Raw genomic sequence first — 19,020 nt, 5'->3', positions numbered from 1 at the left:
ATTACGAATTACGTTGTATGAATTATGCAACTCTAAATCGACAACGTAGAATTATGAACTTACTCTGAAATAATTAATCAAATTATCTAAACAAAAATCATAAATTAAATTATTCCCAATCAGGCATTTCGGCATTTTCTAATACTGTCGTTCTAGTATCCAGATCACCTATTGGTACTGTTTGAATATTTTTAACAGAGATACCATCATTAGATGTATTTACAAAAATCACACTAGCTTCATTTGGCGAAAACCTAGCATCTAGATCATTAGTTCCTGCGGATCTACCTGTTGACAGGTCTGTACTTACTGTTGTTCCAAAATCATAAATAAAAATACGAGAGTCTAATTGTCGATAATTTATATTTTCTGAACCAGACATATCACGACTATATAATAATTTGGTTCCATCTACAGATAAATTAACACTTCCTGCTGCTCCATTTTGCCCCGTAAGGATTACATCTTGTACTGCGCCTCCTCCGTCAATTGTAAAAATCTGTACTGCATATCCATCATGATCATTAGTTTTTAAGACCGTTATTCCTGTACTATCATTCTTATCAACCTCGGTAATCAAATCTCCTGTTGTTTGATATACCAAACTCAAACCACTTCCGTCTGCATTTATAGAATATAATTTATCTTGACTAGGGAATAGGAGTTTTGCTCCTCCTGCATCCCAGGAAAAATCTATTTCTTCTAGATTAAATCCTGATACTCCAACAGTAGAAGTTACTTGTTTTACTTGTGAACCATCTTCATTCATTGTAAACAAATGGGTTTGCGATCCTATAGATTGTAAAAAGGCGATTTTTTTGGTAGCTACATTTCTTCTAGGTCTAAAGCTATTTTTCGAAGTAGAAGTAAGAGGGATTTGCGTGCCTCCACTCTCATCTGATGAGTAAATCACGCTATTGTCCCCCACCAGTTTTGTAAAAACAATTCTATTGTTTGGTGGCCCTGCTGTTTTAAAAGCAAAAATAGCACTATTGACCTCGGGATTAATACCATCACTAGCAATTACCTGCCAGAAATACTTGGTACTGTACGAAAGTCCAGAAACGGTATAGGTAGTATCAGTTACATCTTCAAACACCTCTACATCTGCACTGTTTTCATTTCTTAAACTTACTTTGTAAGTAAGATTATCTTCATCCGGATCACTTGCTGTCCATATTAATTTAACTTCTAACGGAAGATCTATAGTATTATCAACTGGTGTAACCAATGTTGCAGCAACGGGAGGACGATTTCCAGCAGCTTCTACTTCCATCTCTAAAACAACTTCTAATTCTATATCTGAAAGCACAGTTATCCCTTTAAAAACGGCCAACAACCCTTCTTTTTGGGCGGATAAAGAATACTCTCCAGAGGGTACATTATCTAATTTATAAACACCATCTTCATCTGTGAACACAGTACTTGAAGATGGGTTTGTAGATATTTTTACATTTTCTATAGGTTCATTTGTTCCTACTTTTACCACTTTTCCTTTTACAGATCCTAAACCTGCCGAATCAATAGTATCTTCACTACAAGAAGCTGTAGCCAGAATTACAAAAACACTTATTATTCTTATAATAAATTCTTTCATGTGTCTATTTTACTTTTAAGAGATTCATCAAATCTTATACAACCACAAGTAACAACTCTATGTGTACTTATTTCTAGGTTATTCCGATTTCATGTATTACTCTATTTTTTTCTTTTAATACGATTTCCAAAATACCAGTTAATCCCGACAGTAAAATCAAAATACTGATCATCTCTTTTCCCTTGGATTACTCCATCTAACTCATCATTAAGCATTAGGTTATGTGTAGCATTTACCGAAATACCGACCTTATCAGACAATAAATACTCTATCCCTCCTCCATATTGAAGTTTAAACAGCGTATTATCAAAATCATCATCATTTACAACCCCCATTCCTCCATATAAGAATGGTGATAGTTTATCGAAGGGTAAGAAGTTTATCTCAGCATTGAGGTCGGAAGCATTAAAACCTTCCACAAATGCATTTTCATTAGAAAGGTCAAATTTATTAATACTTAGATTTACATTGAGATATGGATTAAAGTACCATCTACCTCCTATTTTTGCAGAATATGTAAACTCTGGATTATTATAATCTCCGCTAATCAAAGCAGCTCCTCCTTTTACAAAAACAGATTTCTTCGCCCTTCTCTCTTTAAAATACCTATCATATAATCCTGTATTTTGGGCTTCGTTTTTTTCTTTTTTGTAGTTTTCTACCAAAGCATTTATCTCATCAGAATCTGCATTTACCGCCCACAATTTATCTTCTACCCCTTCTATGATCAAAGATTCTACCGCTTTTTCGATTGCCTCAGACACTGCCATTTGACCTGGTTCGTTTTTTGTAAAACCTGTTTCTGCCTCTAATAATCTTTTAAAGTTTACATATCTAAAAAAGTTTACATCTAATGCTTGTGACAAAATTGTTTTGGACACATATACTGTTTTCAAAATTTTACCACTAGAGGTTGATACAGCACGCAAATAAATTGTAATTCTATCTTGCCTGTATTTTGTAGAACCTCCTACCCCAAAATATCGTGCCCCTAATCCTCCTGTAATTATATTAGAGTCATATGAGACGATACCTCCTTCAAGAATAATTCCTGCATATAACAATGGAGGTAATTGTGGTTCGTTCGAATTTTTGGTTTTTCTATATTCTTTTCTTGTTGAACGTATAATATTACGTTCATTAAGTAAATTGCTCAAATTTTCTCGTTCAATAGGCACAAACCATTTAGAATCTTCTAGAGCTTTGATTAATATTGTTGTTGCCCCTTGTGTTACTGCTGTACTAAATGTACTCCCATTTTCGGTTGGTTTATATTGCCCTGTTTGATCTCTAAACTTATATACTCCGACAACTACAGGCTCTACGGGTAACGGAAAATCTCTTAATGTTTTTGTAACTTCTGTGTCCTCACCTATTCTAGCATTTTCTATCGTAATAGGTTGATTAAAATATGCTCCACATCCAGATAACAAAAGCACACAAGAAACTAGTACAAATACTTTATAAAACTTATGATACATTAAAAATTAATTAGGAATTATTACTTGAGATTGATCTCCTGTACTGGTATCCAAAATATTGATCACCAACCCTTCTCCCGAAGGAAAAATCTCCACGAACAATGTTCCAAAATTAAAAGTCCCTTCTGTGAGACCTTCTTCTCCAAATTGTTCGTTAAAAAGTGTTCTGGATATTTGATTTAACAACTGGCTATTTAAATTCTCTGTGAATCTCTCTAAATCAGATCTTTCATTTCTCGAAGAGTCTCTTTCATCTGTAAATTTATTTTGCGACTCTGCAGAACTAAGAAGCCATTGATAATTAAATGTATCACCTCCAAAAGCGGGGTTTACTGGTTTGTATACTAAATCTTGTCCAAAAGAGAGATTACTCATCGAAAAAACAAGAAATAGCGTAATTATAATTGATTTCATCTTAACTATTCTATCTAATACTGAAAAATATCGTTTTTCTGTTTTTTTAGGTCTTTAAAATATTTATACACTTTCCGAATTGCGATTTTTGACATTTGTTCAAGGTATTCTAAATCAGGTTTTCCGATAAACTCATGAATAACATTATCCTCTATTTTTACCTGAATAATTGTACTTCGACCAAAACTTAATTTTTCAAACACTCCTACAATTTTACTTCCATTTATTTGATTTAATGAATATGAAGTGTAGAAATAATCATAAAAATCTTTCCCCGGTTTGGTTTTTGTTTCCTCTACTACAATTCCTTTTAACACTATCCCATCATCTGAAGAATCTTCTTCCTGTACTTTATCATCTTTATCTTCATTAAATGCTAATCTATCCTTTCCTATAATTTTATCTTCTTCATAAATCAATAAAAGGATCACTATTTTATACCCCTCTTCGACATTAAGAGCGACCTTAGAGAGTAATTTACTCTCATTAGCTTCTAGTGTAAACCTCCCCTCCTGATTACTTCTGGACACATTATTATTGGTATCCGTTCTAAAAGCAGAAATGGTGTATTTTAGGCTTTTATAAACTTCTGTTGTATTCGTAGCAGTACTTAGTATCAAAATTGCACCATCAACCGTTTCCGTCTTGATTTTGGCAATCACATCGGTATTCGTATACTGAGCATTTGAAATCTGAAAAAGCAAAGTTGTAAGTATGACAAATACACAATACTTCATACACGGGTATTATCAATTAAAAACTTCTAACAATTATGGTTCTGGCATCGCCAGACATCTTGAATTTCAAATTTTTAGATAATTCATTACTGCCGAATCGTTCAAAAATAAGATCATTCCCTTCTTGAATAAGCTCTAAAGTTGTCGAGATATTAGGGTTAAAAGAAAAATCAATTACCGAATTATTCGCTCCGGTTTGGGTAATTACTTTTTCTACCTCTCTAGCAGATTCATTAATTTCTATTTTGTTTCGATTTCCATTCTGAACTAATTTAACATCTGAAGATGTTGCATTGATATTAGACAGTACAACATTATCCGCTCCTATTTGCTGAATAAAAACTGTATTCACCCCATTAGAAAGCAATGTTTTATTAGCTGACTTAGTAGGGATACTATTGGTCTGAGATAGAGTAATAAACTTATCTTGATCAGTGTTCAAAAGTCGAGAATCCTCATCTTCTACATTCTGAGCATATGTAAAAGAAAATGAAAAAAACACTAAAATCGGGAATACAGGTTTAAAAATAGTCTTGTTCATCTTTAATAGTTTTAAAAATCAAGGAAAGAGTTATACTTAATATGTAATTAAGTATAACTCTTAATTTAAGGTATTAAAATATAGTCAATCTTAACCTTGTTACTGATTAATTTGAACCTACTTGAGTCACAACAGCGGCATTGTTAGTTCCTGTTTGAAGAATTGTACTTGTATGCATATCTCCTACCTGAGTTACAAAAGTAGTGTTACCTGTACCAAACTGAATATCTTCTGCCATGTTAGAGTTACCATCTTGCCAGATATCACTAACGTTACTTGCTCCATTTTGAGAAGACATAGCTATATTTTCATTTCCAATCTGAAGTTGAAGCACAAGATTAGCTTCTCCTCGGATTCCAGAATCTCCTTCTTGAGATGCTTCGGCAACATTACCACTACCCCACTGAAACTGGTCAGTTTTATTATCTCCACCAAAGAATGCAAGATTCTGAGTAGCAGAAGCACTGTTTCTATCTCCTATCTGAGTTTGTAATACAGTGTTGTTATCTTCTTCGTGTCTTGCATAAGCTTCATTACCATTACCTGATTGGTACTGATCTACAAGACCGCCTCTAGATGTAAAGAAAGATCCACCTTGTAAAGAAGTTGCAGTATTATCAGCTCCGTTTTGGCTTTGAATAAGTACATTATCTGTTCCTGATTGAGTCGCAGAAGCCGTGTTGTAATCACCTCTTTGGTCTTGATCAGAATAGTTAGTACTACCATTTTGTGATGCTGTAGCTGTATTTGCATTACCAATTTGTATTTGGATTGCAAAGTTCTCACCACCAAAAGATCCTAGATTTTGAGTAGCACTCGCATTGTTACCATCTCCTGCCTGCCCTTGAAGAATAGTATTATTATCTTCTTCGTGATTTGCAAAAGCAGTATTTTCATTTCCTATCTGAATTTGCTGCACTATACCTCCTCTAGAATCAAAAATACTACTTCCTTGCTCTGAAGTTGCTACGTTACCTCCACCTTCTTGATCTTGATTAACAAAATTACTAGGTCCGAATTGCTCTGCATTGGCAACATTAGAATCTCCTACCTGTGATTGAGTAGAATAATTATCATTTCCTACTTGAGAGATCGTAGCTACATTAAAATTCCCTACTTGCTCTAGTTCACTAAGGTTATCTATACCTTCTTGTGAAGAAGAAGCAGAATTATCATTACCTGTTTGAACCTGAAAAGCAGCATTTGTTATCCCTTCCTGAGAGATTGTGGCATCATTCTTATCACCTTCCTGAAGTTGATCTGCTACATTACCTCCACCAAAAAAAGCTAAATTCTGTGTAGCACTTGCAGAGTTACCATTACCTACTTGTACTTGATACACTTCATTACCTAATTCTTCATGCTGAGCAAAAGCAGAGTTCTTATTACCTGTTTGGGATTGTTCTACAATTCCATTACTGGAGATAAATGCTTCACTACCTTGTATAGCTTCTGCTGTATTATCCCCTCCTTCTTGCATCGTTATAGATGAGTTAGTGGCCCCAATCTGAGTAATATTTGCGATGTTATTTTCTCCCGCTTGATTTACATTACTGTTGTTTGATTGTGCGACCATCGCCGTAGCGCTTAATAAAGCTGCAAGGCTAAAAACGATTTTTTTCATACGTAATATATATTAAAGTGATTAAATGTGATTACTTACCTAAAAAATATAGCATAAGAGCAAGGGGTTAGAAAAATCTAATCCAATTTTGTTCTATTCTAAATATGTATATTTTGAGACTTAAGGGGTGCGATCAAAAGAATGGTATTCATTTTGACATTATCAAATTTAGGAAATATTAGGACTATTTATCACGTACTTGCCTGACAATCGATGAAATACATACGGGAAAACCATAGAAAAATGAATTTCTATGGTTTTAAAAGGGCTTTGAAAGCGTTAATTTTTTGTTAAATCATTTTTAAAGTTCAAATACGTAAGTTCTTTCTTACCTATCTAGTAAAAAGTAACTCTCTATATTTTGTTAAAGGCCATAGCTCATCATCTACCAAAAGCTCTAATTTATCGCAACTATATCTAATCTCATCAAACATAGGTTTTACCTTATTACAATAATTTGCAGCCTTTTTTTCTAGATCTTCAAGCTTGTTTGCTTTTCTGCGAGCTTCAGTCATCTCATTTACCTTCGTATTAACCTTTCCAATATGCTCAGAAATCTCTTCCAGAATCCCCATTTGCTCACTAGCATACTTCTTAAAGTCCTTGCCGTACAATTCTTTTAAACCAGAAACATTATTAATCAACATATTTTGATATCGTATTGCAGTTGGGATAACATGATTTCTAGCAATGTCTCCTAATACGCGCCCTTCTATCTGAATTCTCATTACATATTCTTCGACTTCGATTTCATAGCGAGCTCCTGCTTCTACCTTATTCATCACTCCCATCTCTTCAAAAAGTTTCAGGTTTTCGTCAGAAACCTTGGCTTTCAATGCTTCAGGAGTTGTTTTATTATTACTTAATCCTCTTTTTTTAGCTTCTTTTTCCCATTCTTCACCATATCCATTCCCTTCAAAAAGAATATCTTTGGACTGTTTTATATATTCTCTTAAGACATTAAATATTGCTTCGTCTTTTTTAAGTGCTTTTTTATCAATCAATAAATCAACCTCTTTTTTAAAATCTATAAGTTGTTTTGCAACGATAGTATTAAGAATTGTCATTGGATTTGCACAATTTGCTTTAGAACCTACTGCTCTAAACTCAAATTTGTTTCCTGTAAACGCAAAAGGAGAAGTTCTATTACGATCTGTATTATCCAATAATATCTCAGGTATTTTACCTACTACATTAAGTTTTAAATCTGTCTTTTCTTGAGGAGACAGCTTACCATCTGTTACGCCTTCTAGCTCTTTAAGTACTGCTGTCAACTGCTCGCCAATAAATACAGACATGATTGCTGGAGGCGCTTCATTTGCTCCCAAACGGTGATCATTACTTGCAGAAGCAATGCCTGCTCTCATCAGTTCTTCATTCTCATTAATTGCTTTAATTGTATTAATAAAAAATGTTAAGAACTGAAGGTTACTCATTGGTGTTTTTCCGGGCCCTAACAAATTGACTCCCGTATTAGTCGCCAAAGACCAATTATTATGTTTCCCTGATCCATTTACACCTGCAAATGGTTTTTCGTGTAATAGTACTTTAAAGTTATGTCTTGCTGCCACTTTATCCATTACATCCATAAGCAAAGAGTTATGGTCAACCGCCAGATTTGTCTCCTCATAAATAGGTGCTAATTCAAATTGATTAGGCGCAACTTCATTATGGCGAGTTTTTACTGGAATACCTAGCAGCATACACTCTGTTTCCAAGTCCCTCATATAATCCAAAGCTCTCGTAGGAATGCTACCAAAATAATGATCATCTAACTGTTGACCTTTTGCAGAAGAATGCCCTAAAAGTGTTCTACCTGTCATTACTATATCAGGTCTTGAAGATGCCAATGCGCTATCAATTAAAAAATACTCTTGTTCCCAACCTAGAGATGCGTTTACTTTTTTGACATTTTTATCAAAATACTTTGCTACATCGGTTGCCGCACTATCTACTGCCTGCAAAGCCCTTAACAATGGTGTCTTATAATCCAGAGCTTCTCCTGTATAAGCTACAAAAACGGTAGGGATACATAAAGTGGTACCATAGATAAAAGCCGGAGAAGTTGGATCCCATGCCGTATATCCTCTAGCTTCAAATGTATTTCGAATACCTCCATTAGGAAAAGAAGAGGCATCGGGCTCTTGCTGAACCAATTGCCCTCCGCCAAACTTTTCTATTCCTTGCCCGTTACCCACTGTTTCAAAAAATGCATCATGCTTTTCTGCAGTAGCCCCAGTTAATGGTTGAAACCAATGCGTGTAATGAGTAGCTCCTTTAGAAAGTGACCATTCTTTCATGGCCGAAGCGATTTGATCTGCAACTCTACGATCAATTTTGGAGCCATTTTCTATGGCATCCGATACACTGTTGTATGCATCTTTGGTTAAATACTGCAGCATTGTCGTTTGGTTAAATACATTTTCACCAAATAATGCAGATCGGCGTTCTGTTTCTGTAACTATCACAGAATTACGATTTAACGCCTCTTTTAAAGCTTGAAATCTGAGTGTTGACATAATTAAGTAAGTTTTTATACAAAGATAAAAGAAGTTTCTATTGCAAATATGAAAAAAAAACTAATTTAAAATTAATAATTATCAGTAATACCCCCTAAAAAATTAGGGTGTTAACAAAAATTCGCATAAATACAACCCAAAACCCCCCGTTTTTTTTGCTCATCCAAAAAGAAAAAGTAATTTTGAAGCTTGTAAGAGTTCAATTTATAAAGATTAATTATGAGTAAAGCTAAACTAGAATACATTTGGCTAGATGGTTACAGACCAACAGCTAACCTAAGAAGTAAAACAAAAGTTGAAGAAAACTTTAGTGGAAAGCTAGAAGATTGCCCAATGTGGTCTTTTGATGGTAGTTCTACTAGACAAGCAATAGGAGGTTCCTCTGATTGTTTATTAAAGCCAGTTGCAATATATCCCGATCCTGCAAGAAAAAATGGATATCTGGTTATGACTGAAGTTTTAAATGCAGACGGAACACCTCATGAATCAAATGCCAGAGCAACAATTGATGATGACGATAATGATTTTTGGTTTGGTTTTGAGCAAGAATACTTTATTATGGATTCTAAAACGCAACTACCTTTAGGGTTTCCTGTTGGTGGTTACCCAGGACCTCAAGGAATGTATTACTGTTCTGTAGGCGGAAAAAATACTCATGGAAGAGATTTTGTAGAAGAACATGCAGACTTATGCATTGCTGCCGGTCTTAATTTTGAAGGTATTAATCAAGAAGTAGCTAGTGGACAATGGGAATTTCAATTATTTGCCAAAGGAGCCAAAAAAGCTGGAGATGAAATATGGGTAGCAAGATACTTATTAGATCGTCTTACTGAACATTATGGATACTATATCGAGTATCACCCAAAGCCTATTAAAGGAGATTGGAATGGTTCTGGAATGCATGCTAACTTCTCTAATGAAGTATTAAGAACATGTGGTTCAAAAGAGGTATATGAGACCATATGTGAAGCATTTAGACCAGTTACCAAAGAGCATATCGCTGTTTATGGTGAGTTTAACGATCAACGATTAACCGGAGAACATGAGACACAATCCATTCACGAATTTTCTTATGGTATATCTGATAGAGGAGCATCTATAAGAATTCCTATTATTACTGTAGAAAAAGGATGGAAAGGATGGCTAGAAGACCGTCGTCCTGCTTCTAATGGTGATCCATACAAAATCGCCGCTAGAATTGTTACAACAGTTAAGACGGCAGATGTTTCAGCTATATTAGCTTAACCTCTACTTATTATAAAAATTAACCAATTAAGGTTAAACGCTAAAAACACCTTTATAAAGTATATAAAGGTGTTTTTTTATACTCTAAATTAACAAGAAAAAAGTATTCTTTTTAAACTATAAAGAGCCGTATAGCTTACACTATATTGATTACTTCATAAATACCAGAGCAATAAAAACACAGTACGCAGCAAAAATCAAAAATCCTTTAGGGCGTCCTAAAGTCATTTTCTTAGGTATAAATGCTAACGGAAGTAACACCATAGCAAAACCGAGCATCCAGAATATATTCACTCCCATTAGTGTTTCATCTTTTACGGCAATTGGCTGAATCAAAGAGGTTATACCTAATACCGAAGCTATATTAAAAATATTAGAACCAATAAGGTTTCCGAGAGAGATTGCTTTCTCTTGCTTAAGGGCAGCTATAACCGAAGCTGCCAATTCTGGAACACTAGTCCCGACCGCTATTAAGGTAACTGCTATCACTCCTTCACTTATCCCCATTTCTAAAGCAATAGTTTCTGCTCCACTAACCAACAATTCTGAACCAAAATACAATGCACTCCCACCAATCAAAAGCCAAACAATTATTTTAAAATTTGAAGTCTTTTGAAGAGAATCATCTACTTCTTCCACAGAGGCATCTGAGAATTTCCTAGCCCTTCTAATCAATAAAAACAGGTACACCGCTAATGCCAACACCAATATCAACCCTTCTACCTGAGTTAAAACTCCATCATTCTCTAACAGAACATACAAAGCAAAAGACAAAAGCACCATGACTGGCCAATTGAATTTATAAAAATCTCTATCAATTGCCAAAGGACCTATTATTGCAGTAATTCCTAACACCAAACCAATATTAGCAATATTAGACCCGATCACATTACCAAGAGATATATCAGACAATCCATTTAATGCTGCCTGAATACTTACTAACAGTTCTGGAGCAGACGTCGCAAAAGAAACAACTGTTAATCCAATAACCATACGAGACAATTTAAGTCTAAAAGATAATGCTACAGAAGATCTAACTAAGAATTCTCCCCCTACTACAAGAAGGACAAGTCCTATAACAACATATAATATACTAGCAACCATAAATCATAAAATTTGTTTGCGAAGATACTATTATATCAAAACTTTTCTTCATAAAAATAGCATCCATATTTCAGGATGCTATTTTAAAATATATAAACCAATATGTAACAAATAAGATAGGGGGTACTTACTCTTATTTGCTAAATTTTCTAGTAGAGATAGTTAAGAGCTACTCTATCGTAGTGACTCCATTCTCCATCTGTATTTGCAGGATAACAAGCATTCATAATAGAATTAGCATCACCTCCAGGACCAGCTGTACCAGGAATATAAACTAAACCATCATTACTTACACCTTCGTTACTATTCTCTCCACAAGTTTTTCTTGTATCCCAATCAGTATGTCTAAACCCAATACAATGACCAATCTCATGAGCTAATAAATGCTCCAAGTGTTGATTAGTCTGAGTTGTATTTGCTCCATTGTTAATTCTAACACGTGTAAAAGGCAACCCATTAGAAGGAAAACCTGCTATACCTGATGATTGATTTGGATTAGGGTTAATACTATTATCTACATACACTAATATATCGTTTGGTCCCCAACTTGTTCCAATCGATAATTCAAATCTTATACTTAGATTTTCATTATTATAGTTATCAATAGCATATCTTAAACCCGTTTGGGCAGTTGCACTAAGCCCATATTGATTATTACCATTATAACCAACTACTCGAATAACATTGGTAGCGGTCACTAAATTGGTAGTTCGATATTGTTTACTTTGTATTCCTCCATGAAGATCTGCAGACATAATCTGATCATAAGACATAATAATATCATCTTCTATAAGGTACATTTCTTTTTTTGTACCATCAATATCAGTTATCATTTGTTTTGTTACTCCATTTGGGTTGTAGTTAAGTTTTGTGATTTTAGCCAATACTTCTTTTGAAATTGACCGAGGAGATTCATTTACAAAGTTTTCCGAAGATTCTTTTTCACATGATGTAAAAATTGACAACAGTACCGTACATACTACTACGGCACAAATTTTTAAGTTTCTCATTTTGAGTTTGTGTTTAAAAAATTAAAAGTTTCCTAATTTATCCTTAACATCTGTTAAAATTAAATCAAAATACACAAAACCCCCATTCCTTTACATGAACTGTTGTTTTTCGTACATAAAATCAACAAAACCACAAAAAAGAAAACAAAACTTTAATTGTTTCGTAAATTTACCCTCTATACCTTATAGATATGACAATAAAAAAAACTATTCCCATATTGCTTTTTATATTGGAATTCTTTAATCCGAAAACTATTGGAGCTAGCAACTCTGCATTCTCTTTTATCATACAAGACACCCAACAAACTACTTCATATAAAGTACAACAGGATTCAATACTTAAAAATCTTAAGAGGAATCAAAAAATAGCAAGAAAGCTTAACAATAAAGATAGTATCATCAAAAATGATTTAGCCATTTTAAGATATTACACTTATAATCAACCTGAAAACACAGAAATAGATGGTCTTTTTGATCTGTTAGATTATTGCCAGGAATACTACAATCGTGATTGCATTGTAGAAACTTATTCTCTGATAGCTTTGCAAATGCAAAAAGCAGATGAATACATTAAAGCATTAGAGTATTACAACAAGGCAAATGAGATTTCAAGTGATTATAAAAAAGGAAGGTTAAGATGGTCTATTATCCTTAATCAAGGGGCACTATTTAATGAATTATTAGAACCAGAACTCGCACGAGAATATTTCAAAAAGTCACTGGATTATATTGACACAAACAATGATCATATGAGAGCCATTTCTCTATTAGATATCTCTACAACTTTTGAAAAGACTTATCCAGACTCAATGGCTTATTTCTCGAATAAAGCTCTTGCTATTCTTGAAAAAAATCCAGACAAAGTAAACTCTCTTGAAGTTGCCGCTAATAATACAGCCTACTCATACATTAGACAAAACAAACTACAGGAAGCATCGGCTATCATAAATAAATACATCGATTTGGATAAAATAGCTGATAACCAAAAAAAATCTTTTGAAGCCTTCTTTTTTAATACCATAGGAGAACTTAATTACAAACTAAAAAACTATGATTTAGCTATAGAGTATTACAAAAAATCAATACAGAACACCAAATCCAATTACCCTCCTTCTGCAATTATGAGCCTAAATGATCTGGCCGAGATATATGAAATCAAAGGTGACCTAAAAAAATCTATTCAGTATCTAAAAGCAAAAGAAAGTTATCTCGAAAAATTCAACAAAAACAATCTAAAAAAAGAGATTGCCAGATTAGAGTTTAATAAGATACTTGCCGAAAAAAACAAACTGATTACTTCTCTAGAAAAGAAAAACCTAAAAACGAATAAACAAATCTATAACACCAAAATTATCGCTTTAAGTTCTGGAGTACTGACTATAATCTGCTTCTTGTTCTTTTTGATTATTTATCAAAAAAGCAGACTAAAAATAGCCCAACTTAATGAAGAAATAAGTTTGACAAGGCTAAAATCATTACGATCGATAATGAATCCCCATTTCTTATTCAATTCATTTAACACATTGCAAAGTTTTATTCTTCAAAAGGACAAATTTGAAGCTAGCGAGCATATGAGAAAACTTTCGCAACTAATCCGTAAAATATTATCCAGTTCTGATAGTTTATATATTAATTTTAAAGAAGAACTAGAGATTATCAAAACCTATGTTACTCTCGAGAACAAAAGATTTGACGATCAATTTGTTTTGAATATATCTATTGATAAAAACTTAATCGAATTAAACCCCAAAATACCTTCTATGATCATTCAACCTCATTTAGAAAACGCTGTAATACACGGGCTTAGTTCTAAAAATAAAAAAGTACTCAAATTATCCTTTGAAAAAAAGAAAAATAGTATCCGATGTATTATTGAAGACAATGGTATCGGCAGAAGAAAATCTGCTGAAATGAATAAAAAATCAAAAAACAATACACATCTATCTATTGCCTCTAAAAACACATCCGAAAGAATAAAACTTCTTAAAAAAGTAGGATACAAAGAGACTTCTATGAAAATTACAGATCTGTTAGACAATAACAAGAAATCAAAAGGCACTAGAGTTACAGTTAATTTACCAATCATAACCTAAAAAAATCATGAATACGCCCCTAAAATGCATCATTATCGACGATGAAAAAATGGCTCGTAACAGCCTAAAACTATTACTAGATAACTATTGTCCCCAAGTAAAGGTTATTGGCGAGGCATGGGATCAATTATCTATCAAAAAACTCTTTAAAGAAGTTAACCCTGATATAGTATTTTTGGATATCCAATTAGGAAACAATACAATTTTTGAAATGATTCCTAATCTTGGACAAATGGACTGTAAGATAATTTTTATATCTGCTCATGATGATTATGCACTAAAAGGATATAAATATGACGCCATTGATTACCTGTTAAAACCTGTAGACCCAATAAAACTTAAAGAAGCTATTTCTAAAGCCTCTCAACAAATTAATGAAGAAATAGTATCCAAAAGCAATGTTCAAGAAAACTTAAAAAATTTATACAACCTAAGAGAATCTCCGCAAATTATATTATCAGACACAAGAGGTCTTCATGTTATTAAAATTGAAGATATTATGTACTGTATCGCTGAAGGAAATTACACCTCTATTATCCTTAACAATCAACCTCAAATGGTAGTCTCTAAAAACCTAAAGTTTTTTGAAGAGACATTGACACAGTCCAATTTTTTTAGAATTCATAAATCCAATCTGATAAACATCCATTACCTAAAACTATTGAGTAATGATGACGGTGGGCATATTGTAATGAGCGATGGCAAGACATTATCAATATCCAGAGACAAAAAAAGAGAATTACTCAAAAGGATTTAAATACTTTTATATAAAATTCATCAAGTAATACAAGGACTAGTTTTTACTAATTTCGTTTTTTTGTATTTTTGCACCATGCAAAAACAATTCTTTTCAGTTATCGCCAAAATAAATAAAGTTATTCTTCCCAGCTTTACTAAAAATCGTGTAGATCTTAGTAAAGCCTCTAAATTACAACTCCTTGTATTTGGATGGAAACTTTATGTAACTAAAAAAGCGTTGGGATAAAAGCCAATTCCAATTGTTAAAAAATATTTCTTTTTGCAACACTAACTACTCTTTTTCGTAATTATGAATGAAGTTGTATCATCCATAAATAACCAAAAAAACATGTAGTATGAAAAAATGGATCACATTAAGCCTAAGTATAATAAGCATATCTACTTTAACAGCATTTACCAGTACATTTGACACTAATTACTATACAATCAACAATCTTCAATCAGATGAAGTAACAGCAGTTATCAACAAAAACACTACTGAAAAAGAGTTAGAAGATCTAAAGACATTCTTTTCTGAAAATGATATTGAGTTACATATAAAAAAAATTGAATTTAACCCTCAAAATGAAATTACAAGCTTAAGTATTATTCTTAAAAAAGGAAATACAAAAAGTCAGTATTCTTCTTCATCCCAAACACCTATTTCTGAAATAGAACTTGGTTACAAGAATGGTAATTTATATATCACCAACTCAGGTATGTTTGACATAACCGCCTGGAAAAACCAATCGGGATTCACTTATCCACAAATTGACATGGATAGTATTATGAAAAAGCACAGTTTTACTTTTGACTTTGATCATGAAACAGATTCTCTCTTTTTTAATGGAAATTTAGATGTACAAAAACTGAAGGATCAAATCATGAAATCCTTTTCTTTTCAAGAGGGAGACCATGGAGACTTCTTTTTCAATGGACAACAAGTGCATCCGCTTCAAAATTCTAGAACTCATAAATTCAATTTTGTAGACAGCCCCAATATTGAAAAGTTAATTATTATCGACGGAAAAGAGGCTGATTTCAATACTTTAGATAACCTTGCCAAATCAGATAAATTAGCTGAAGTAGATTTTCTTAAGTCAGAAACTGCTGTTAGCATTTATGGTGATAAAGCAAAGGATGGAGCAATTATTGCTACCACCAAAAAGTAGTTTTTTGAATGTTTTACAAATAGCCTTCGAGAGTTGAAGGCTATTTGTTTTTATATATTTAATACTTTAAAAGAGCAGACGCAGGTGTTCCAAGCTTAGCACTACCGTTAAGGAAACTTAGCTCCATAATAAAATTACATTGCACCACCACTCCGCCAAGTTCTTCAACCAATTCACAAACAGCTTTTGCCGTTCCTCCTGTAGCTAGCACATCATCATGGATCAAAACATTTTCTCCAGCTTTGATCGCATCAACATGAATTTCTAAAGAATCGTCTCCATACTCAAGGTTATAACTTTTTGAATGTACATCATACGGCAATTTTCCTTTTTTTCGAACAGGTATAAACCCGGCTTCCAATCGTTCTGCTATCATACTTCCCATAATAAAGCCTCGAGCCTCGATACCGACTACCTTATCTATTTTAACATCTTTAGGGATCAAATCTACTAATTGACCTACACAACTCACTAAAGCTTTATGATCAGCCAGCAACGGAGTTATATCTTTAAACAAAATTCCTGGTTTAGGAAAATCAGGAATATCTCTGATGTAATCTTGTATATTCATCGCCCGAAAATAATGAAAATAAAAAAAAGAGACCTCAAAAAGATAAAAAATGATACCCCTAAAGAGCACACAACGCAACCTTGTTTACTATACACCAAAGAGTTAACAACAAACATTAATACTACCCGAATCTCGTTTTCATAATTATTCGTATACAAGACACATTACGTAGTAGTATTAGAATTAATAAAAAATCAATAATAAATTTTGCCAGCAATATAAAAAACTACTATATTTGCACCCGCAAAACGGCCTCGTAGCATAACTGAATAGTGCACTTGATTACGGCTCAAGAGGTTGCAGGTTTGAATCCTGCCGAGGTCACACAAGCGGACAAGTTAGTAAAATCTACTACTTGTCCGCTTTTATTTTTTGAATAAAGTTTTGAAAGTGAACTTGTTATTTCTAAAATTGGATTAACCAAATTGGTTCGAACACTGTCTTTTTCTCTATTGTACGTAATCCCTTCGGGGAACAATAATTTTTGTAGTTCCTGTTTACCAACATAATCACTTAACTCCCATATTTTATTTAAGTTAGAGAATAATTTAATACAGTTGTCTACATATTTTGTAAGGTTCGAACTTTTTAAAGTGTTATTTTTCAATTCTTTTTCAATTGCTCTTTTTTCTTCTTCAAATTTGGAATTGAATTTATCATATAATGTTATATCAATTTCTCCTAATACAAACCGTTCCTGCGTTTTATCTATCTTATTTTTAATAGTAGCTAAAGAATATTTTAAATTTGGTGTATTATCTTTTTGCACCTTAAAATAATGATCAAAAGTATAACCTAATTGTTTTTTTAAAGGAGCAATATATTTTTTTTCTATCTCAAAACAGGAAAGTAGCCTTTTGAATTGTTCATGCAATGCTCTAGAGCTTCTATTACACGAACACCCAACAGTTTTACACTTATAATAATACAACTTCTTTTTCTTAACGATATAGCCTGTTAAAGGGCTTTTACAGGAACTACAATAAGCGAAGGTTTTTAGTGGTAAATTATCGTTTTCTTTTTTATGGGAATAGTTTTGATAATTCTTAGATTGAATACCATTGGCTCTTAAGAACATTTCTTTTGATATGATAGGTTGATGGTTTCCTTTTACTACTTTACCATCTAATAAGCTATGTGAAAGTAAACCGCAGTAAGTAGGGTTTCTAAAAATATCCGTTAAGCGTTGTTTATAAATTGTTAACCCTTGTAGTTTTAACTTATCAATAATTTCTACGTTAGATAAATTTTGATTTACTTTCCAAGAAAATATCTTTTCAATATAGTTTGCATTTTCATTAGGAACTATGATAGGGATATTTTGCTTGTTTCTAGCATTTTTATACCCCAAAGGAGCAACACCCATATAATACCCATTTAGAAGACGGTGACGCATCCCTGTGATGGTTTTCTCTCTTCTTATATCATTATCATACCTACTATATAATAAATGAAAGTTTTGCATGAATGTACCTGTCGGGGTATCGCTATCAACATTTTGGGAAATCGAAAGTACTTTTATTCCTTTCTTTTTTAAATTCTCTACAGTCGCAATAGCCAAACCACCGGTACGAGAATATCTATCTAGACTATGCACAATGATGTTTGTAATCCTTTTTCGTTTTACAAAGGTTAGCATTTCTTTATATGCCTTTCTTTCATCTGTTTTTGCACTCTCGTGAGTGCCACCAAAGTATGCGCAAATCTCATAACCATTTTTTAAAGCGAATTCGGTACAAATTTCTTTTTGGCTCTCTAGACTTGTATTATCCTTTTGTTTCACATCTGAAACCCTAGTATAGATTACAGCTTTGTTATTAGTAACAATCTTTTGATTATTCTTCTTTGCGAAGATTTGGAATTGTTGTAAATCTGTCATCTTGGATAATAATTTTGTGTGCTAATAATGATAATTCCTTGAAGATGTTAATCATTTCTTTTGCTTGTTCATCTGTTAAGTTTTCAAGTCCTTCAAATTCTCTAAGTTCTTTAATACTTAGTATTTTTAACTCTTTATCCTCATTAGATGATTTCATGTGTGAAAGGCTTTTTATTCGGTATTATCGATTACGAATATATAAGCCTTTTTGCTTGTCTTTATATCAATAAAAAATATTGTCTTTATTTCCTTTTTTCTGTCTTTAAAAAGACAGAAAACACACTGTTTACCAATA

At 32.9% G+C, this 19,020-nt stretch carries 16 protein-coding genes and 1 tRNA gene; 5 read left to right on the top strand and 12 right to left on the bottom strand.

The genetic code is table 11. The features are described from left to right. Positions 1–109: 109 nt before the first annotated feature. The 7 genes from C1X07_RS20355 to C1X07_RS20325 form a co-directional block, all read right to left on the bottom strand. Positions 110–1,597 (bottom strand): carboxypeptidase regulatory-like domain-containing protein, encoded by a 1,488-nt coding sequence (locus tag C1X07_RS20355; RefSeq protein WP_103071890.1) that lies wholly within the window; start codon positions 1,595–1,597, stop codon positions 110–112. A gap of 101 nt (positions 1,598–1,698) precedes the next feature. Further along, positions 1,699–3,078 (bottom strand): CsgG/HfaB family protein, encoded by a 1,380-nt coding sequence (locus tag C1X07_RS20350; RefSeq protein ID WP_103071889.1) that lies wholly within the window; start codon positions 3,076–3,078, stop codon positions 1,699–1,701. Positions 3,079–3,084: 6 nt separating this feature from the next. Next, complete coding sequence (locus C1X07_RS20345) at positions 3,085–3,492, bottom strand: curli production assembly/transport component CsgF (RefSeq protein ID WP_103071888.1); 408 nt, start codon at positions 3,490–3,492, stop codon at positions 3,085–3,087. Positions 3,493–3,506: 14 nt separating this feature from the next. Beyond that, positions 3,507–4,229, bottom strand: coding sequence for a CsgE family curli-type amyloid fiber assembly protein (locus C1X07_RS20340; protein WP_103071887.1), 723 nt, complete (start codon positions 4,227–4,229; stop codon positions 3,507–3,509). 16 nt (positions 4,230–4,245) lie between these two features. Further along, positions 4,246–4,770 carry a hypothetical protein gene (locus C1X07_RS20335; protein WP_103071886.1) on the bottom strand — a complete coding sequence of 175 codons (525 nt, stop codon included), beginning with the start codon at positions 4,768–4,770 and terminating at the stop codon, positions 4,246–4,248. 106 nt (positions 4,771–4,876) lie between these two features. After that, entirely contained in the window at positions 4,877–6,394 is a 1,518-nt protein-coding gene (locus C1X07_RS20330; RefSeq protein WP_103071885.1) for a hypothetical protein, read from the bottom strand. Positions 6,395–6,726: 332 nt separating this feature from the next. Further along, the gene (locus C1X07_RS20325; protein ID WP_103071884.1) at positions 6,727–8,913 is read right to left on the bottom strand and encodes a glutamine synthetase III family protein; all 2,187 of its coding nucleotides are present in this window, start codon (positions 8,911–8,913) and stop codon (positions 6,727–6,729) included. A gap of 219 nt (positions 8,914–9,132) precedes the next feature. Here C1X07_RS20325 and C1X07_RS20320 point away from each other — a divergent pair, with 219 nt between their 5' ends. Further along, positions 9,133–10,158, top strand: coding sequence for a glutamine synthetase beta-grasp domain-containing protein (locus tag C1X07_RS20320; RefSeq protein ID WP_103071883.1), 1,026 nt, complete (start codon positions 9,133–9,135; stop codon positions 10,156–10,158). A gap of 150 nt (positions 10,159–10,308) precedes the next feature. Here the strand turns inward: C1X07_RS20320 and C1X07_RS20315 are convergent, their stop codons facing one another. Both C1X07_RS20315 and C1X07_RS20310 read right to left on the bottom strand, forming a co-directional pair. Further along, the gene (locus tag C1X07_RS20315) at positions 10,309–11,262 is read right to left on the bottom strand and encodes a calcium/sodium antiporter (protein WP_103071882.1); all 954 of its coding nucleotides are present in this window, start codon (positions 11,260–11,262) and stop codon (positions 10,309–10,311) included. A 149-nt stretch (positions 11,263–11,411) separates the two neighbouring features. Continuing rightward, positions 11,412–12,272, bottom strand: coding sequence for a M57 family metalloprotease (locus tag C1X07_RS20310; protein ID WP_103071881.1), 861 nt, complete (start codon positions 12,270–12,272; stop codon positions 11,412–11,414). 191 nt (positions 12,273–12,463) lie between these two features. On the opposite strand from C1X07_RS20310, the gene C1X07_RS20305 reads away from it, so the two are divergent. From C1X07_RS20305 to C1X07_RS20290, 3 genes are all read left to right on the top strand, one after another. Next, the gene (locus C1X07_RS20305) at positions 12,464–14,365 is read left to right on the top strand and encodes a tetratricopeptide repeat-containing sensor histidine kinase (protein ID WP_103071880.1); all 1,902 of its coding nucleotides are present in this window, start codon (positions 12,464–12,466) and stop codon (positions 14,363–14,365) included. 7 nt (positions 14,366–14,372) lie between these two features. Next, the gene (locus C1X07_RS20300) at positions 14,373–15,122 is read left to right on the top strand and encodes a LytR/AlgR family response regulator transcription factor (protein WP_103071879.1); all 750 of its coding nucleotides are present in this window, start codon (positions 14,373–14,375) and stop codon (positions 15,120–15,122) included. Positions 15,123–15,459: 337 nt separating this feature from the next. After that, complete coding sequence (locus C1X07_RS20290; RefSeq protein WP_103071877.1) at positions 15,460–16,275, top strand: hypothetical protein; 816 nt, start codon at positions 15,460–15,462, stop codon at positions 16,273–16,275. A gap of 58 nt (positions 16,276–16,333) precedes the next feature. Here C1X07_RS20290 and C1X07_RS20285 read toward each other — a convergent pair whose 3' ends face one another. Continuing rightward, a complete protein-coding gene (locus C1X07_RS20285) occupies positions 16,334–16,846 on the bottom strand; it encodes an adenine phosphoribosyltransferase (RefSeq protein WP_103071876.1) in 513 nt (170 codons plus the stop codon). A 250-nt stretch (positions 16,847–17,096) separates the two neighbouring features. On the opposite strand from C1X07_RS20285, the gene C1X07_RS20280 reads away from it, so the two are divergent. After that, a tRNA-Arg gene (locus tag C1X07_RS20280) sits at positions 17,097–17,170 on the top strand. Here C1X07_RS20280 and C1X07_RS20275 read toward each other — a convergent pair. Together C1X07_RS20275 and C1X07_RS20270 are read right to left on the bottom strand one after the other, a co-directional pair. Continuing rightward, positions 17,136–18,725 (bottom strand): recombinase family protein, encoded by a 1,590-nt coding sequence (locus C1X07_RS20275; RefSeq protein WP_103071875.1) that lies wholly within the window; start codon positions 18,723–18,725, stop codon positions 17,136–17,138. The two genes, C1X07_RS20280 and C1X07_RS20275, sit on opposite strands and share 35 nt — an antisense overlap. Next, the gene (locus tag C1X07_RS20270) at positions 18,682–18,882 is read right to left on the bottom strand and encodes a hypothetical protein (RefSeq protein ID WP_103071874.1); all 201 of its coding nucleotides are present in this window, start codon (positions 18,880–18,882) and stop codon (positions 18,682–18,684) included. Before C1X07_RS20270 ends, C1X07_RS20275 begins: the two co-directional genes overlap by 44 nt. Positions 18,883–19,020: the final 138 nt, after the last annotated feature.

Origin of the sequence: Aquimarina sediminis (assembly GCF_002895435.1) — a bacterium.
Classification (GTDB): Bacteria; Bacteroidota; Bacteroidia; order Flavobacteriales; family Flavobacteriaceae; genus Aquimarina; species Aquimarina sediminis.
The sequence above is the reverse complement of the archived record's forward strand: the minus strand, read 5'-3'. Positions and strand labels throughout refer to the sequence as shown.

Coding starts and splice junctions, on each gene's coding strand:
- C1X07_RS20335 (WP_103071886.1), bottom strand. CDS start 4,770: ATGAACAAGACTATTTTTAAACCTGTATTCCCGATTTTAGTGTTTTTT.
- C1X07_RS20310 (WP_103071881.1), bottom strand. CDS start 12,272: ATGAGAAACTTAAAAATTTGTGCCGTAGTAGTATGTACGGTACTGTTG.
- C1X07_RS20300 (WP_103071879.1), top strand. CDS start 14,373: ATGAATACGCCCCTAAAATGCATCATTATCGACGATGAAAAAATGGCT.
- C1X07_RS20320 (WP_103071883.1), top strand. CDS start 9,133: ATGAGTAAAGCTAAACTAGAATACATTTGGCTAGATGGTTACAGACCA.
- C1X07_RS20285 (WP_103071876.1), bottom strand. CDS start 16,846: ATGAATATACAAGATTACATCAGAGATATTCCTGATTTTCCTAAACCA.
- C1X07_RS20340 (WP_103071887.1), bottom strand. CDS start 4,229: ATGAAGTATTGTGTATTTGTCATACTTACAACTTTGCTTTTTCAGATT.
- C1X07_RS20305 (WP_103071880.1), top strand. CDS start 12,464: ATGACAATAAAAAAAACTATTCCCATATTGCTTTTTATATTGGAATTC.
- C1X07_RS20275 (WP_103071875.1), bottom strand. CDS start 18,725: ATGACAGATTTACAACAATTCCAAATCTTCGCAAAGAAGAATAATCAA.
- C1X07_RS20355 (WP_103071890.1), bottom strand. CDS start 1,597: ATGAAAGAATTTATTATAAGAATAATAAGTGTTTTTGTAATTCTGGCT.
- C1X07_RS20325 (WP_103071884.1), bottom strand. CDS start 8,913: ATGTCAACACTCAGATTTCAAGCTTTAAAAGAGGCGTTAAATCGTAAT.
- C1X07_RS20270 (WP_103071874.1), bottom strand. CDS start 18,882: ATGAAATCATCTAATGAGGATAAAGAGTTAAAAATACTAAGTATTAAA.
- C1X07_RS20345 (WP_103071888.1), bottom strand. CDS start 3,492: ATGAAATCAATTATAATTACGCTATTTCTTGTTTTTTCGATGAGTAAT.
- C1X07_RS20330 (WP_103071885.1), bottom strand. CDS start 6,394: ATGAAAAAAATCGTTTTTAGCCTTGCAGCTTTATTAAGCGCTACGGCG.
- C1X07_RS20350 (WP_103071889.1), bottom strand. CDS start 3,078: ATGTATCATAAGTTTTATAAAGTATTTGTACTAGTTTCTTGTGTGCTT.
- C1X07_RS20290 (WP_103071877.1), top strand. CDS start 15,460: ATGAAAAAATGGATCACATTAAGCCTAAGTATAATAAGCATATCTACT.
- C1X07_RS20315 (WP_103071882.1), bottom strand. CDS start 11,262: ATGGTTGCTAGTATATTATATGTTGTTATAGGACTTGTCCTTCTTGTA.